Origin of the sequence: Pontibacter sp. HSC-14F20, assembly GCF_019599265.1 — a bacterium.
Classification (GTDB): domain Bacteria; phylum Bacteroidota; class Bacteroidia; order Cytophagales; family Hymenobacteraceae; genus Pontibacter.
On record NZ_JAHZTC010000009.1, the window covers coordinates 131,507 to 146,175 of the forward strand.

At 49.7% G+C, this 14,669-nt stretch carries 16 protein-coding genes and 1 tRNA gene; 10 read left to right on the forward strand and 7 right to left on the reverse strand.

Annotation, left to right across the window (positions count from 1 at the left end; genetic code table 11):
- Nucleotides 1–55 precede the first annotated feature (55 nt).
- Together K3G39_RS10985 and K3G39_RS10990 are read right to left on the reverse strand one after the other, a co-directional pair.
- Nucleotides 56–1,435 carry a DUF4270 family protein gene (locus tag K3G39_RS10985; protein WP_220626218.1) on the reverse strand — a complete coding sequence of 460 codons (1,380 nt, stop codon included), beginning with the start codon at nucleotides 1,433–1,435 and terminating at the stop codon, nucleotides 56–58.
- Nucleotides 1,419–2,234 (reverse strand): glycogen/starch synthase, encoded by an 816-nt coding sequence (locus K3G39_RS10990; protein ID WP_220626219.1) that lies wholly within the window; start codon nucleotides 2,232–2,234, stop codon nucleotides 1,419–1,421. Before K3G39_RS10990 ends, K3G39_RS10985 begins: the two co-directional genes overlap by 17 nt.
- A gap of 137 nt (nucleotides 2,235–2,371) precedes the next feature.
- Between K3G39_RS10990 and panC the strand changes: the two genes are divergently transcribed.
- From panC to K3G39_RS11025, 7 genes are all read left to right on the forward strand, one after another.
- On the forward strand, nucleotides 2,372–3,226 hold the full coding sequence (gene panC, locus K3G39_RS10995) for a pantoate--beta-alanine ligase (RefSeq protein ID WP_220626220.1): 855 nt from the start codon (nucleotides 2,372–2,374) through the stop codon (nucleotides 3,224–3,226).
- A 97-nt stretch (nucleotides 3,227–3,323) separates the two neighbouring features.
- Nucleotides 3,324–3,671: an aspartate 1-decarboxylase gene (panD, locus tag K3G39_RS11000; protein ID WP_220626221.1), complete on the forward strand. Its 348-nt coding sequence runs from the start codon at nucleotides 3,324–3,326 to the stop codon at nucleotides 3,669–3,671.
- Nucleotides 3,672–3,680: 9 nt separating this feature from the next.
- Complete coding sequence (locus K3G39_RS11005; protein WP_220626222.1) at nucleotides 3,681–4,724, forward strand: lysylphosphatidylglycerol synthase transmembrane domain-containing protein; 1,044 nt, start codon at nucleotides 3,681–3,683, stop codon at nucleotides 4,722–4,724.
- Nucleotides 4,708–5,196 (forward strand): D-glycero-beta-D-manno-heptose 1-phosphate adenylyltransferase, encoded by a 489-nt coding sequence (gene rfaE2 / locus K3G39_RS11010; protein WP_220626223.1) that lies wholly within the window; start codon nucleotides 4,708–4,710, stop codon nucleotides 5,194–5,196. Before K3G39_RS11005 ends, rfaE2 begins: the two co-directional genes overlap by 17 nt.
- A gap of 13 nt (nucleotides 5,197–5,209) precedes the next feature.
- The gene (locus K3G39_RS11015; RefSeq protein WP_220626224.1) at nucleotides 5,210–5,890 is read left to right on the forward strand and encodes a zinc metallopeptidase; all 681 of its coding nucleotides are present in this window, start codon (nucleotides 5,210–5,212) and stop codon (nucleotides 5,888–5,890) included.
- Between the two features lie 191 nt (nucleotides 5,891–6,081).
- Nucleotides 6,082–7,221 (forward strand): acyl-CoA dehydrogenase, encoded by a 1,140-nt coding sequence (locus K3G39_RS11020; RefSeq protein WP_220626225.1) that lies wholly within the window; start codon nucleotides 6,082–6,084, stop codon nucleotides 7,219–7,221.
- Between the two features lie 159 nt (nucleotides 7,222–7,380).
- On the forward strand, nucleotides 7,381–8,304 hold the full coding sequence (locus tag K3G39_RS11025) for a helix-turn-helix domain-containing protein (protein ID WP_076421288.1): 924 nt from the start codon (nucleotides 7,381–7,383) through the stop codon (nucleotides 8,302–8,304).
- On the opposite strand, the gene K3G39_RS11030 is transcribed toward K3G39_RS11025, so the two are convergent.
- The 3 genes from K3G39_RS11030 to K3G39_RS11040 are packed head-to-tail and all read right to left on the reverse strand — an operon-like array spanning nucleotide 8,287 to nucleotide 10,044.
- The gene (locus tag K3G39_RS11030) at nucleotides 8,287–9,051 is read right to left on the reverse strand and encodes a geranylgeranylglyceryl/heptaprenylglyceryl phosphate synthase (RefSeq protein WP_220626226.1); all 765 of its coding nucleotides are present in this window, start codon (nucleotides 9,049–9,051) and stop codon (nucleotides 8,287–8,289) included. The two genes, K3G39_RS11025 and K3G39_RS11030, sit on opposite strands and share 18 nt — an antisense overlap.
- Entirely contained in the window at nucleotides 9,029–9,673 is a 645-nt protein-coding gene (locus K3G39_RS11035) for a hypothetical protein (protein ID WP_220626227.1), read from the reverse strand. The genes K3G39_RS11030 and K3G39_RS11035 overlap by 23 nt, the downstream gene beginning before the upstream one ends.
- Nucleotides 9,670–10,044, reverse strand: coding sequence for a phage holin family protein (locus tag K3G39_RS11040; protein ID WP_188500708.1), 375 nt, complete (start codon nucleotides 10,042–10,044; stop codon nucleotides 9,670–9,672). Before K3G39_RS11040 ends, K3G39_RS11035 begins: the two co-directional genes overlap by 4 nt.
- Nucleotides 10,045–10,194: 150 nt before the next feature.
- Here K3G39_RS11040 and K3G39_RS11045 point away from each other — a divergent pair, with 150 nt between their 5' ends.
- Nucleotides 10,195–11,292, forward strand: a complete 1,098-nt coding sequence (locus K3G39_RS11045) for a tetratricopeptide repeat protein (protein WP_220626228.1) — start codon at nucleotides 10,195–10,197, stop codon at nucleotides 11,290–11,292.
- Here K3G39_RS11045 and K3G39_RS11050 read toward each other — a convergent pair.
- Nucleotides 11,289–11,795, reverse strand: coding sequence for a TlpA disulfide reductase family protein (locus K3G39_RS11050; RefSeq protein ID WP_220626229.1), 507 nt, complete (start codon nucleotides 11,793–11,795; stop codon nucleotides 11,289–11,291). The two genes, K3G39_RS11045 and K3G39_RS11050, sit on opposite strands and share 4 nt — an antisense overlap.
- A 280-nt stretch (nucleotides 11,796–12,075) precedes the next feature.
- Nucleotides 12,076–12,151: transfer RNA gene (locus K3G39_RS11055), tRNA-Phe, on the reverse strand.
- A 168-nt stretch (nucleotides 12,152–12,319) separates the two neighbouring features.
- On the opposite strand from K3G39_RS11055, the gene K3G39_RS11060 reads away from it, so the two are divergent.
- On the forward strand, nucleotides 12,320–13,693 hold the full coding sequence (locus tag K3G39_RS11060) for a (Fe-S)-binding protein (RefSeq protein WP_220626230.1): 1,374 nt from the start codon (nucleotides 12,320–12,322) through the stop codon (nucleotides 13,691–13,693).
- A 105-nt stretch (nucleotides 13,694–13,798) separates the two neighbouring features.
- The gene (locus K3G39_RS11065; RefSeq protein ID WP_255594243.1) at nucleotides 13,799–14,617 is read left to right on the forward strand and encodes a (Fe-S)-binding protein; all 819 of its coding nucleotides are present in this window, start codon (nucleotides 13,799–13,801) and stop codon (nucleotides 14,615–14,617) included.
- Nucleotides 14,618–14,669 lie beyond the last annotated feature (52 nt).

Genomic DNA, 14,669 nt, shown 5'->3' on the forward strand with positions numbered 1-14,669 from the left:
AAAGGTACCCTTTTCTATAATATGTATAAAATTTCTTACTAATATTTAAGACCTGCTACTGCAACTTTGAATAATATATCAGTAGTCTTACCGGATTTGCCTCATTGTTTGTGATGATAGCGCGGTATGGGCGTACTTCAGGGCGTATAGTAGTTGACCCGTCTGAATTCGCAGCTCCGCTTACAGCACCCAGCATGAGGCCGTTATTTGACTTAATACCCATCATAACACCTTGCAGGTAACTTGTTATGTTCAGGGTATAGTAATCTACGCCGTTTTTGCGGCTGTTAGCCACAAGTGCTGGGTACCTGGTATCCAATGGGTAAGCGCCATCTTGTTGCACGGCTCTTACAGTGCCTGTTATGTCTCTTAAAAATTGGTTTGTGCTGTTGGTTTCATACAAAACCAATTGCGGCGGTCTCGACAGATTGTTAGCCGAAGATGCTGCTTTAACAGGTATAAGCAACTCTGCCCGGTTGATGATCAGGTTTCCAGGTATATCCTTGAGCTTGTCCAGGTAAGGGAAGTCGATCCTGCTGAGCAATTGCGTGCCTGATTGCACATAAGAGTCGCCGCCTGTTTCGGTGGCAGGTATAAAATCTCCGTTAGCTTGCAGTGCTGCAACAGCAGTACCGGTACGGTCAGATGCCAGCTGCGTGAAGTAATTGCCGCCGCCCAGCAAAAAGTTATGCTGTTTCGCCGTGCCGTCGGTTGTTGTATAATGCAGCGTCAGGTTAGAGTTGGTGCTGTTCAGGGTCAGACCTACTACACTTGCATTTTCGTCTTCTGGCACCGTTAGCGCAATACCTTTAAAGAAGTTCAGGAACCCTGCCTGACTAGCTAGACCCGCCTGGCCGGATTGCGCCATAAATTCATTCGCCAGTTCGTTGCTCAACTTAATCTTAAGCAGTCTCGTGGTTTTGGTGGTTACATTCTCCTTCTTTTCAGTGTCTATACGAGGCAGAAAAGCCTTCGAACCAATAGGGGTAGCATCATAGGCGAAAGGAGTGGTCGTAAAGTATGACGTTCTCTCATCAAAAGCGCCCGTAACACGGTGCACGTTTACCTGCATCGCTTCCAGAGTATCCGCAAACTTAAACGAGTAGTCCAGTGTGAGCACCAAGGAATCTGCTCTGGCACCTGCGCCAAAGTTCAGGCTGGTTCCGTTAAGCGACACCTCCGTGATCGTACTGGCGCGCACTTTACCCAGCACCGGATCAATATACTGACCTAGCAGAGGGGGCTGTGAGCGGAACGAGGAGATCGAATCCCCCTGAAACACGGTTCCGGTCTGGATAGTAAGGGTGTCGGTGAACTCTGTACCTATCAGGTTTTCATCCTGAAGTTCGAGTCCGATGTCTTTTGGGTCTTCGCAGGCTGTGAGAGCGGCAAATGAAAAGAAGAAAAGGAGAAATCTTCTAGCGGCTGAGTTCATTATATAGGTTGAAGTATGAATCACACAGGTTGTCGTCGGCACTAATGGTATTGATGTTTTTGTTCGTTTCAACAAATTCGCTGAACAGGGCATTGATGTTCTCGCTGAAATTCTCGTTTGTCTTGATCACAGAGTCAGCGTACTCCATGCCCACCTTGATAAAGCTGTCCAGATCTGCTTCCTGCAAAGAGGCCAGCATGCTGTCGTCGATATCAAGCATTTTTACTTTTTCGAGCAGGTCACCGTTAAACTTATGCTTGTACTCGTGGTTGTAAACCGTAAAGATAGACTTCGAATCTTTAAAAATCGGGTCTTTCTTGTAAGTAGTTTTCAGGTACATCGGAATCAGACCGGTCATCCAGTCGTTGCAATGCACGATATCTGGCTGCCAGCCCAGTTTCTTCACTGTTTCGAGCACGCCCTTGCAGAAGAAGATGGCACGCTCGTCGTTATCCTGGTGGAAGTTGTTGTTCTTATCCACAAAAACGGACTTGCGCTGGAAATAGTCTTCGTTATCGATAAAATATACCTGCAGCTTGGCATTCGGGATAGAAGCAACTTTAATAACAAGTGGCTTCTCGTCGTCGCCCACAGCGATATTAATGCCTGAAAGGCGCACTACCTCATGCAAACGGTTTTTACGCTCGTTTATTATACCGAACTTGGGTACAAAGATGCGGATCTCCATACCTCTTTCCTGCATGCTCTGCGGTAGCGTGTTCAGAAATTCTGCTACTTTAGTGGTTTGAAGGAAAGGAAGGATCTCGGTGGCGGCGTACAGGATTCGCAATTTAGACATGGGTATGTAATTAAAAAATTAATGAGCAACAGTAATGGGACGTGCAAAATTAGTATTTTTTATTCTAATTTTCAATTTAATGTTCTATAACCTACTTTTGCTGGCTTTCAGCAATTGCATCATTTATACCTATTAATATGGAAGTTATAGAGCAGGTGTCAGCCCTTCGGGCCATTGTGGGGGCGCTGCGTTGCGGCGGCAAACGCATAGGCTTTGTGCCCACCATGGGCGCCCTGCACGAAGGGCACCTGCAACTTTTGCGTGCCTCGACCCGCGAAAATGACATTACGATTTGTAGTGTGTTCGTGAATCCGACTCAATTCAACAACGCCTCCGATTATAAACTATACCCTCGTACACTTGAGCATGATATCAGTCTGCTGCAAACCGTTGGTTGCAACTATCTGTTTGCGCCGAGTGCCGAAGAGATATATCCACAACAGTCGGTGCTGCAGTTTAGTTTCGGTGCACTGGAGGCCGTGATGGAGGGGGAGCACCGCCCGGGGCACTTCAATGGGGTAGCCACAGTGGTGAGCAAGTTGTTTCATGTTGTGCAGCCGCATAAAGCTTATTTCGGGCAGAAGGATCTGCAGCAGGTGGCCATCGTGCGGCAACTGGTGCAGGCGCTGAGCTTCGACCTGGAGCTGGTGTGCTTCCCAACCGTGCGCGAAGCCGACGGGTTAGCCATGTCGTCGCGTAACAAGCGCCTGAGCGACGCCCAGCGACAGCTGGCCCCGCAACTGTACAAAGCGCTGCAACTAGCCGCCGCCGAACTACAGCAGAAACCCATCGAAACCATCAAAAACGAACTGGCACAGCAGCTGCATCAATCGAGCGAGATCAGGCTGGAATACTTTGAAGTGGTAGATGCCCTTACCCTGCAGCCGCTCGAAAAAATAAGCGGACAGGATGAAGTAGCCCTTTGCATTGCCGCTTTTGTAGGGGAGGTGCGCCTGATCGACAATATGCTCGTGAATCTAAAAGAAAGCTGATTTGTTCTGGATGGTAAAGGCCTGAGAAGATGCTGATGCGCTGATAGTTTATATGCAGCGAATTGCATAACTTTGCGGCCTATTACAAAAATAAACCATGTATATTGAGGTTTTAAAATCCAAAATCCACCGTTGCCGGGTTACGCAGGCTGAGTTGCATTATGTGGGGAGCATCACCATTGATGAAGACCTGATGGATGCCGCCAACGTGGTGGAGAATGAGAAAGTACAGATCGTCAACATTAACAACGGGGAGCGCTTCGAGACTTATGTTATTAAGGGTGAGCGCGGTACCGGCACAGTGTGTCTGAACGGCCCGGCCGCTCGCAAAGTGCAGGTAGGCGACATCGTGATTGTGATCTCTTACTGCTCCATCAAGTTCGAAGACGCCAAGGAGCACCAGCCCACGCTCGTGTTCCCGGATCAGCATAACCGATTGGTGTAACGCCATTGCATGAGAAAACTGCTCTCTTTTCTGAAGTACGGCCTGCTTCTGGGGCTTTCCGCATTTCTGATGTGGTATGCCCTCAAAGAGCTCGACTTCGAGAAACTGTGGGCAGAGCTCCAAAACATCGACTACAGCTGGCTTGCGCTCTCCCTCTTAATGGGCCTGGCAGCTTACATGAGCCGGGCGTACCGCTGGTATATGCAGATACGGCCCACAGGCTATACCCCTTCTTTTAAGAACACCTACAATGCCATGATGGTGGGCTATGTGGCCAACCTGGTGCTGCCCCGCATGGGTGAGGTCGTGCGTTGTAGCATGCTCCGCCGCAGCGATGGTATACCTGTCAACAAAGCCTTCGGCACAGTCATTGCCGAGCGCATCATCGACATGGTGATGTTGCTCCTTTTCCTAGGGCTCACCTTTCTGCTGGAGGTCAACCGCCTCCGCGATTTCCTTTTCAGCCTTTTCACGGATAAGTATACCAGTCTGGAGCAAAGCTTCGGGTCGCTATACCTGCTGGTTGTGTTGGTAATGGCGGTCGGGGCCGTGTTTCTAATCCTTGGGCTGCTATACCTGAACAAACTGCGCCAAAACACTTTTTTCAGAAAGTCCGTTACTTTTGTGCGCGGCATGCTGCAGGGCGTGTTCAGCATCACTAAAATTGAAAACCAGTTTGCTTTTTGGGGCCATACCTTGTTTGTATGGACCATGTACTATGGCATGAGCCTTGTGGTTTTCTATGCTATACCTGCCACATCCGGGTTGTCGCCCATAGCCGGGCTCTCGGTGCTGGTGATCGGGACGCTAGGTATGGCAGCCCCGGTGCAGGGCGGGGTAGGGGTTTACCATCTGCTTGTACAGACTGTACTGTTGCTTTACGGTGTGCCCAAAGAGGCTGGAATGGCCTATGCCCTGGTGGCGCATACTTCGCAAACACTTTTGGTAGTTGCCATGGGAGTACTTAGCTTTATAGCAGGAATGTTACAAAAGCCGGCTCTGGCGGAGGAGCATACACAGGCAAACCCATCTATACATGAATTCGAAAGATAAAATCCTGTCCCTGCCCGATTTGCAGGAGCTGACGCAGGTATGGCGCAGTCAGGGCCAGAAGATAGTTTTTACAAACGGCTGCTTCGATATCTTGCACCTGGGCCACGTTGATTACCTTGAAAAAGCACGACAACTTGGCGATAAACTGGTGCTCGGACTTAACACGGATGCGTCAATAAGCCGTATAAAAGGCCCAAGCCGCCCACTTCAGGACGAAATGTCACGTGCGCGCGTCATGGCATCGCTTTTGTTTGTGGATGCCGTAGTATTCTTCGATGAAGATACGCCGCTTGAACTGATCAAGGCTGTGCAGCCGGATATACTGGTGAAAGGCGACGATTATACCATCGAAAATATAGTGGGGCAGGATGTCGTTATGGCACGGGGAGGCGAAGTGAAAACCGTACCGCTCGTGAAGGGCTACTCCACCACGAATGTTGTTAAAAAAATAGAAAACCAGAACAAGTTATAATTAGGAGAAAGCGATGTTAGGAATATATTTCATAGGTATCCTCTTCATGGGCCTCAGCATGTGGGTGAGCTGGAGACTGAAGAGCAAGTTTAAAAAGTACTCGGAGATTCCGTTGCAGTCGGGTTACACCGGCCGCGAGATTGCCGAAATGATGCTGGCCGATAACGGCATACACGATGTGAAAGTAATATCGGTAGCCGGCCGACTGACGGACCACTACAACCCTGCTGACAAAACCGTGAACCTGAGCGAATATGTGTACGAAGCACGCAGTGCCGCTGCGGCAGCCGTGGCAGCGCACGAATGCGGCCACGCCGTGCAGCACGCCAGGGCGTATGGTTTCCTCAAGTTCCGCTCTGCCATGGTGCCGGCGTTGAGCATCGCCTCGCGTTACATGCAGTGGATTATCCTGATCGGTATTTTCATGCTGCAGACTACGCCAATTCCGCTGACTATCGGTGTAGCGCTGTTTGGTCTGACCACTATCTTCAGCTTTGTAACACTACCCGTTGAATTTGACGCCAGTAAGCGAGCGCTTGCCTGGATCAGTTCCAATAACATTGTATCACAGCAGGAACTGGCCATGTCGAAAGACGCACTCAAGTGGGCCGCTCTGACTTATGTGGTAGCAGCGCTGGGTTCTCTGGCAACGCTATTGTACTATGTGTCGCTGCTTATGGGCCGCCGGGACTAAGCTGGGTATTATGCAAATCTAGATCACACAAAGCGCCATCCGTTCATGTAGAGCGGGTGGCGCTTTTGTTTTATTGCACTAACTATAAACGTTGGTTAACAAATATTAGCAAGGAGAGTTATACAAATATTACCAGATTTCATAATTTTGTACTATAATCCATTAATTACAGTCCTTTTATATATAAAAGCATGAATTTCCAATTAACTGAAGAACACCTGGCAGTACAGGCTGCCGCCCGTGAGTTTGCACAAACAGAGTTGCTGCCCGGCGTAATCGAGCGCGACGAGCACCAGAAATTCCCGGCTGAGCAGATCAAAAAAATGGGAGAGCTTGGCTTCCTGGGTATGATGGTGGACCCGAAATACAACGGCGGCGGTATGGATACGATCTCCTATGTACTGGCCATGGAAGAGATTTCTAAAGTAGATGCTTCTGCTTCTGTCGTGATGTCGGTGAACAACTCGCTGGTATGCTGGGGCCTTGAGAAATACGGTACCGAAGAGCAAAAGCAGAAATACCTGACACGCCTGGCAACCGGCGAGATCATCGGTGCTTTCTGTCTTTCTGAGCCAGAGGCTGGTTCTGATGCCACGTCGCAGCGCACAACTGCCGAAGACAAAGGCGACTATTATCTGCTGAACGGGACTAAAAACTGGATTACAAACGGTAGCACCGCTTCTGTATACCTGGTGATCGCGCAGACAGATCCGGAGAAGAAGCACCGTGGCATCAACGCGTTTATCGTAGAGCGCGGCATGGAAGGCTTCCAGGTAGGGCTGAAAGAAAACAAGCTGGGTATCCGTGGCTCTGACACGCACTCCCTGATGTTCACGGATGTGAAAGTGCCGAAGGAAAACCGCATCGGTGAAGACGGCTTTGGCTTTAAGTTCGCGATGTCTACGCTGGCTGGTGGCCGCATTGGTATTGCTGCACAGGCGCTAGGTATAGCTTCAGGTGCCTTCGAGCTGGCTGTGAAATATTCGAAAGAGCGCAAGGCATTTGGTGTAGAGATTGCCAAGCACCAGGCAATCCAGTTCAAACTGGCCGACATGGCCACAAACATTGAGGCTGCCCGCATGCTTTGCCTGAAGGCTGCTTTCCATAAAGACACACACCAGGATTACGGCATGTCCGGTGCCATGGCGAAACTTTTTGCTTCTAAAGTAGCAATGGAGACAACGGTTGAAGCAGTGCAAGTTCACGGTGGTTACGGTTTCGTGAAAGAGTACCATGTGGAGCGATTGATGCGCGATGCTAAAATTACACAAATATATGAGGGCACTTCTGAGATTCAGAAAATAGTAATTTCAAGAGAATTGTTAAAGTAATTTGGCACTTAAACCTTTGTTCCTGTGTTATTTAGGCTAAGGATAGGGTTTATTGAATTAAAATTAAATATTTAAAATATTTTGAATTTTATAAAGATAAACCTTAGCTTTAGGCCAAAATCAAAGGGTTTATAGTATAAAAGTTAGTTGGTAACACACATGGAAGATTACAATAAGATTATTGAGTCGCTTGGGGTGCGATTCATTAAAGCGAAAAATCTGGTGTTGCAGCAGCCGTTCTCGGTTCGCAATTACTACGACGTAGGCAACAACCTGATTCTGCTTCATAAAGGTACAATTTTCTTTGGTGAGGAGGAACAGATGGTAGAGGAGGGCGAATTGCTCTTTATACCGGGTGGACGAAGCACAAAGGTAACCTATGGTTCCGGCGATGGCAGGTCTATCACAAATGACGATCTGATCACCAACAGAGAAAAGTTCTTTAAGAGCAACAACGACCTCGACCTGATCGGCGACGCGGAAGAGAGCCACAGCTATGTGAGCTTCGAAGCGAAAGTGTTCGATTCTGTTAACTTCTTTGCATCGCTTGACCTGCCAGCGTTCCTGATTTCAGGAAACAACAAACTGGCTAACCTGGTGATTAAGGTAGTGGAAGAAAGTATGCAGGACCTGCCAGGCAAAGAGCGTCTGATCAGCATCTACACCGAGAACATCGTGGTAGAGATCGTACGTCACATCCTGCGCAACAAAATGTTTGTGGAGCAACTGGCTACCAACAGCACGTACTTCAAAGACCCTCGCCTCATCGACCTGTTCAACTATATTAAGGAGAACCTGGGTGGCGACTTGTCTAACAAAGTGCTTTCTAACGTTGCCAACGTTTCTGAGGACTATGTAGGTCAGTACTTCAAAATGCTGACAGGTATAAACCCACAGGATTATATTGAATACCAGCGTATGGAGCGTGCCGTGTTCCTGCTTCGTACCACGAAGAAGAGCATCCGTGAAATCGGTAAGGATGTAGGCTACAAAGATACAGCTTACTTCTGCCGTCGCTTCAAGATGATGTTTGGTATACCTGCCGGTAAGATGCGCCGTCGCGAATCAGCGATGAACATCTAAGGCTAGATTATAAGAAGCTATAGTATGAGAAACCTCGGCCAGAAAGCCGGGGTTTTTTTCTATGTGGTTACCTACCACAATCACATCGGCGCCAGCCTCCAGTGCTGCCTTTGCCTTAGCCGCCGTATCGATACCTCCTCCTACAATAATAGGCGTCTCTACCGACTGTCGCACGGCTTTAATCATGTCAGCGCTGACAGGATACAGCGCACCGCTGCCACCGTCCAGGTATATGTAACGCAACCCCAGCAGTTCACCGGCCATAGCAGTGCAGGCAGCAATAGCAGGCTTGTCGTAAGGTATAGGCGTGGTGCCGCTCATGTAAGAGGCTGTGGTCTGGCGGCCGGTATCCACGAGTATGTAGCCGGTAGGGTATACCTGCAGCTCACTGGCTTTGAGAATAGGGGCCGAAAGCACGTGCTGGCCGATCAGGAAGTCAGGGTTGCGACCCGAGATAAGGGAAAGAAGCAAAATACCGTCGGCCTGCTTGTCGATGTGCAGGCTGTTGCTCGGGAAGAGAATGACAGGTATAGCGCTGTTATCTTTTATAAGTTTGATAATAGCGGCCTGGTTGTCGGTGGTAATGAGACTTCCGCCAACAAAGAAAAAATCTACCTGATGAGTTTCGCTCATCGAGAGCAGGTTCAGGCAGGAAGCTTCGTCCAGGTTATCGGGGTCGATCAGGAGGGCGAAGTGCTTTCTGCCTGGCTCATGCTGCTGTCTGTTACAAAGGTTGTTGAATGGCATCCTCTTCCGGAATGGTATAAGCAATGGTTTCTACTTCAGTCACCTCGATGGGTGCTGCTGCAATATCGCTATTTTTAGAAACAGTGCTTAAGTATTCCTCTACCTTTTTAGTCAGGTATACGAGGAGCAGGGCCATTACCTGCTGACTGATGACGTGCATCAGCTCAGAATTCACAAAGCTTTTGGACACGCCGGTCTGCTGATTTGGCTCACGTTGTGCGGGCGACATGCGCTCAGAGGACAAGGTGTAGGCGTCTTCCTGCTCGTGTACAAAAGAGTCATAGCCGACCATGTTCTCGTTGTTGGCGGTATAGCTATCCTCCTGTTCGTATGCATATTTGTGGAAGCCAAGTCCGTCCGGCTGTTTTGTAGCGTATTTCGATTGCTTGGCAGCCTTCTTGCCCTTTAGCGTTTTAACTTTTTTTTTGCCGCCGCTGAACATGCTCCGGAGCAAGAGCCCTGCTACCAGCACACCGCCGGCTATGGCCACCTTTTTGCCAATCTGCTGGCCCTGCGTTTTTATCTGATCCACATCACCCATGAGGGCCTTCTTGTATTCTTCTTTCTGGCGCTCCAGCAGTTCCCGTTCACTGTCGAACAAGGGGTTTGTTATCTCGCTCATATCTGATTTTCTCGTTTATCGGTTTTATAGATGGTATTATCCAAAGCCTTGTCTGCCATACCCTGGAACACTTTTTTATCGAGGCCTACTAGCAGTATGACCAGCACTACTACATAGAACAAGGCAATAATTCCGAAGCCCCAGAAAGAACTGTCGAGCAGGTGGTTAAGCAGCAGCCCCAGGAAAATGCTCACAAACAGAAAACTCATCAGGCCGAAAAAGCCCAGCAGTACACCGTGTATGGCACCCACCATGGCTGCCTTCATCTTTTCCTGTATCTCAAGCCGTATAATGTCTATGCGGGTATCGATATACCCCATCAGGTTCTCAATAAGGTTAGTGCTTTTTTCTCTTGTGCCGTTGTCGTTCATAGTGCCAGCTTTTTAGTGCTTTTTATGTATACGGTAGTATATTGAAATATTTACGGAAGATGCAATCAGTTAAAGTTGTAGTACGGAATTTGCTGTATCTTGTCCGTGTTTACTTAACTCAAGTATCATTTTTTTGTTACATCAGCCCCTTTGGAGCATAATCTTTATAGCATACTAGGCGTGAGCCCCACAGCTTCGGCGCAGGAGATCAAACTGGCTTACAAACGGCTTGCTTTGAAGTATCACCCTGACCGAAACCCGGGCGATGCACGAGCTGAGGAGCTGTTCAAGGTCGCTAACTCTGCTTACCAGACTTTGTCGGATCCGGGCAAACGCGCGCGCTATGACCTGCGCCTGCAGTACCTGAACGAGCAGCGGCAGGCCATTCGCCAGCACCAGCCGCACCACCACGCCCGTTACCGGCAAACCCGGCCGCCTGCTCCCGTGTCGGAGCGGCACTACCAGAACATACCTCGCCGCGAAGGGCGCCGCTTTGTGCGCAAGGACCTCTATATCACGCTCGGCTTTTTTGCTTTCATGTTTGTGTTCAGTGTGTTGCTCAAGTCTACCATGGACTACATCACGGGCGAAGACAGGTATAAAACGGCCCTCAGCTACATCGAGCACGGCAAGTATAGCAGCGCCCACAGCCTGTTGAATGATGCCATCTACTTTCGGCCAAAGCATGCGGATGCTTACCTGACGAGAGCGAGCATCTCGATGAACGTAAATGAAAATTACCGGGCGGCTGTGGAGGACCTGAACCAAGTGATTGCGCTGCAGGATAGACCCTCTGCGGAAGTATTTATGATGCGAGGTAAAAGCCTCGCCAAGTTGGAAAAGTATGAAGAAGCCGAAAGGGATTTTGGTATAGCCCTCGCGCTTGACAGCACCCTGCATACAGCCCAGCTGGACAGGGGAGAGGTGCGCTTATTTTACCTGCAGAAGTTCGAACCAGCCATAGCCGATTTTACCAACTTTCTGCGCCATACCTCTAAAGGCGAGTCATGGGCCAGTGCGCTGACCTTCCGGGGCTTTGGGTACTACAGAACAGGAGATTATGCCGCCTCGGAGGCAGACTACCGCCAGGTGCTCCGCGCTGACAACGCCAATGGTCGGGTGTATTACCTGCTTGGCCGCACCGAGCTGGAACAAGCGCAGCCCGACTCTGCCTGCGCCCACTTTAATGAAGCGTATCGGCTTGGCTATTCCGCGGCGCTGCTGGAGCTTCGCGCCAATTGTCCCTAGTAGTATTTTAGCAGCTTCTTCTGCATTTTCTCACTGTCCCAGGGCTGACCTCCCAGGTATATCTCCTTTACCTCACCGCTCGGGTTCAATATGTAGGTAGTCGGGTATACTGTCAGTTGCTGATTGGCAAGCGGGGTGCTGGCCCTGAGGTAGGTAAAGGTATAAGGTTGTCGGCTCCGGAACTTCAGCAGTTTTTCCACTTCCTCGTCCGACACGGTCACCACGGCAATCTTATCAGGGTATAGCTGCTGGAGGCGGTCCATAGAAGGCATTTCTTCGATGCAGGGCTTGCACCAGGTAGCCCACACGTTCAGCACCACTACTCTCCCTTTATATTTTTCTATAGTTGTAGGCTCACCCTGTAGATTGGTGAGTTGCAGCGCCTGCCAGTTCACGTGTTGCGGTACAGTCTGGTTGAGCATGTAGAAGGCAAACACGGCAATAATACTTGTAACGGCAAAGCCCATGGCATAGGCAGCCCAGAAGGTTTTTCGTCGGGTCATGGGTTAAAGCTGTATGTTCTGGATGAAAAACATATAGATAAGAGCCAGCACAAGCACAGTGCCGATGCCGGCGGCCATGCCCGCAAAAATGGCGCTCCAGTAGGGTTTTTTCATGGCGTTAATAGATGTTGTAACAGCTAAGGTACTAAAATACAGGAAGAATTGCAGCCCGAAATCGATTTAGACAACCAGTAGCTTATTATGAAGTATAGTAGGGCAGTGGAAAGTGAGAAGGGTATAAAAACAAAAAACCCTTACCTGTTAAGGTAAGGGTTCAAGCTGGTGGTGATGATTGGAATCGAACCAACGACACAAGGATTTTCAGTCCTTTGCTCTACCAACTGAGCTACATCACCAGCTCTGTTGTTTCTCCCTCTTGCGAAAGAGTATGCAAAAGTAGTAACCAAATCCGAAGACGCAAACTTTCGGGCAAAAATATTTTAAAAAAGTGCCCTTGTATACGTTTATTCTCACTATTCTGCTATCTTTATCTATGAATTGGTATGTATAACGAATAATTCACCGTGATTCAACTCGAGAACATTATCTTCCTGATAGTAGCAGGCCTGGGCATCGGCCTGTTTGTGTGGCAGATCCGCAAGATTCGAAAGAACATTCTGATAGGGCGTGACGTCGATCTAAGCGATAATCCGTCGGAGCGCATTAACAAAACCTTGCTGGTGGCATTTGGCCAGCAGAAAATGTTTAAGCGCATGTTGCCGGCCGTGCTGCACCTTTTTGTGTACGTTGGTTTCCTGGTGATCAACATCGAGGTGCTGGAGATCATGATCGACGGGATTTTCGGCACGCACCGGGTGCTCGGTTTCCTGGGCCCGTTCTATGATGGGCTGATGGCCGTGAACGAGATTCTGGCTGCCCTTGTGATTATTGCCTGTGTTATCTTCCTGTGGCGTCGCAATGTGACCAAAGTGCCACGCCTGGCAACTGGCGTGGAGATGCGCGCCTGGCCCAAGATGGATGCCAACGTGATCCTGATCACCGAGATCGTGCTGATGTTTGCCCTCTTTGCCTTCAACATAGCAGACCTGAAACTGGCTGCGCTCAACAACCATGCCTTGCCGGGCACCTTTCCGGTGAGCAGCTCCTTTATGGATATTTTTGGCAGCGACACCGGTACACTGGCGACGATAGCAAGCGTTGGCTGGTGGATCCACATCATCGGCATCCTAGCATTTATGAACTACCTGCCGAGCTCCAAGCACTTCCACATCATCATGGCTTTCCCGAACGTGTACTTCTCCAAGCTGTGGCCGAAGGGTAAGTTTACGACCAACCCGGCTATCACGCACGAGATCAAAGCGATGCTGGACCCAAGCTACCAGCCGCCGGCACCGGAAATGGACGCAGAGGGAAACCCGATTGTGCAGCGCTTCGGTGCCAAGGACGTAGAGGACCTGACCTGGAAACAGCTGATGGATTCCTATACCTGTACCGAGTGTGGCCGCTGTACCTCGGTGTGTCCGGCTAACCTGACTGGCAAACTGCTGTCGCCGCGTAAGATCGTAATGGATACCCGCGACCGCATGGAAGAGAAAGGCGGACATCCGGCTATCTTTGCGCCAAATCACTACAAAGAATTGGGTGTGGAACGCGTGCAGACTACAGACGAAAAAACATTGCTGCGTGGCTACATAACACCGGAAGAGCTTTGGGCCTGTACCACCTGCAATGCCTGCGTGGAGTCCTGCCCAGTGAACATCGACCAGCTGTCCACCATCATGGACTTGCGCCGCTACCTAGTGCTGGAAGAATCTGCTGCCCCTGCTTCGATAAACACGATGTTCACCAACATCGAGAACAACGGTGCTCCATGGGCCTTCTCACCATCCGACCGCTTCAACTGGGCGGAGGACCTGTATGTGCCGAGTAAGAACTAGACAAAAGAATTTTTAGACATAGGGCAAAAGACTTTATGATACTGGACTCACAAACATGTCCTTTGTCTTTCGTCAAGCAGTCCTTTGTCCTTTTCAAATACACAGATGGAAGAAAATAAAAGATTAGTGAAAGTGCCGACCATGGCGGAAATGGCTGCGAAGGGCGAAGAGCCGGAAGTGCTGTTCTGGGTTGGCTGTGCCGGTTCGTTCGACGACCGCTACAAGCGCGTAACACGTGCCTTCGTACAAATTTTAGAGCACGTAGGCGTAAAATATGCTGTACTGGGCACCGAAGAAAGCTGCACTGGCGAACCGGCTAAGCGAGCCGGTAACGAGTTCCTGTTCCAGATGCAGGCGATCACCAACATCGAAGTGCTCAATGCCTACAATGTGAAGAAGATCGTAACGGCTTGTCCGCACTGCTTTAACACGCTTAAAAATGAGTACCCGGATCTGGGTGGTAACTATGAAGTGATTCACCACTCCACGTTCCTACAGCAGCTCATCAACGAGGGCAAGGTAAAAGTGCAGGGCGGTGAGGCCTTCAAAGGCAAGCGCATCACCTTCCACGACTCCTGCTACCTGGGTCGCGCCAACAACATTTACGAAGCCCCGCGTGACGTACTGGCCGCTCTCGATGCTGACCTGGTAGAAATGAAGCGCAGCCGTGCCAACGGACTTTGCTGTGGTGCTGGTGGTGCCCAGATGTTCAAGGAGCCGGAGACGGGCAACAAAGACATCAACATTGAGCGTACGGAAGAGGCCCTGGCCACTCTCGGTACAGGCGACGGTGTGATCGCAACTGCCTGCCCATTCTGCATGGTGATGATGAGCGACGGCGTGAAAAACAAGGAGCAGGAAGAAACCGTAAAAGTTTTTGACATTGCCGAGCTGATCGCACAAGCCGAGGGGCTGGGTAAATAGATTGCTATATTGTTAAGTTGTTTAATCGTTGTTTAGGTAAACAGGCCCATCG

Coding starts and splice junctions, on each gene's coding strand:
- K3G39_RS10985 (WP_220626218.1), bottom strand. CDS start 1,435: ATGAACTCAGCCGCTAGAAGATTTCTCCTTTTCTTCTTTTCATTTGCC.
- K3G39_RS10990 (WP_220626219.1), bottom strand. CDS start 2,234: ATGTCTAAATTGCGAATCCTGTACGCCGCCACCGAGATCCTTCCTTTC.
- panC (WP_220626220.1), top strand. CDS start 2,372: ATGGAAGTTATAGAGCAGGTGTCAGCCCTTCGGGCCATTGTGGGGGCG.
- panD (WP_220626221.1), top strand. CDS start 3,324: ATGTATATTGAGGTTTTAAAATCCAAAATCCACCGTTGCCGGGTTACG.
- K3G39_RS11005 (WP_220626222.1), top strand. CDS start 3,681: ATGAGAAAACTGCTCTCTTTTCTGAAGTACGGCCTGCTTCTGGGGCTT.
- rfaE2 (WP_220626223.1), top strand. CDS start 4,708: ATGAATTCGAAAGATAAAATCCTGTCCCTGCCCGATTTGCAGGAGCTG.
- K3G39_RS11015 (WP_220626224.1), top strand. CDS start 5,210: ATGTTAGGAATATATTTCATAGGTATCCTCTTCATGGGCCTCAGCATG.
- K3G39_RS11020 (WP_220626225.1), top strand. CDS start 6,082: ATGAATTTCCAATTAACTGAAGAACACCTGGCAGTACAGGCTGCCGCC.
- K3G39_RS11025 (WP_076421288.1), top strand. CDS start 7,381: ATGGAAGATTACAATAAGATTATTGAGTCGCTTGGGGTGCGATTCATT.
- K3G39_RS11030 (WP_220626226.1), bottom strand. CDS start 9,051: ATGCCATTCAACAACCTTTGTAACAGACAGCAGCATGAGCCAGGCAGA.
- K3G39_RS11035 (WP_220626227.1), bottom strand. CDS start 9,673: ATGAGCGAGATAACAAACCCCTTGTTCGACAGTGAACGGGAACTGCTG.
- K3G39_RS11040 (WP_188500708.1), bottom strand. CDS start 10,044: ATGAACGACAACGGCACAAGAGAAAAAAGCACTAACCTTATTGAGAAC.
- K3G39_RS11050 (WP_220626229.1), bottom strand. CDS start 11,795: ATGACCCGACGAAAAACCTTCTGGGCTGCCTATGCCATGGGCTTTGCC.
- K3G39_RS11065 (WP_255594243.1), top strand. CDS start 13,799: ATGGAAGAAAATAAAAGATTAGTGAAAGTGCCGACCATGGCGGAAATG.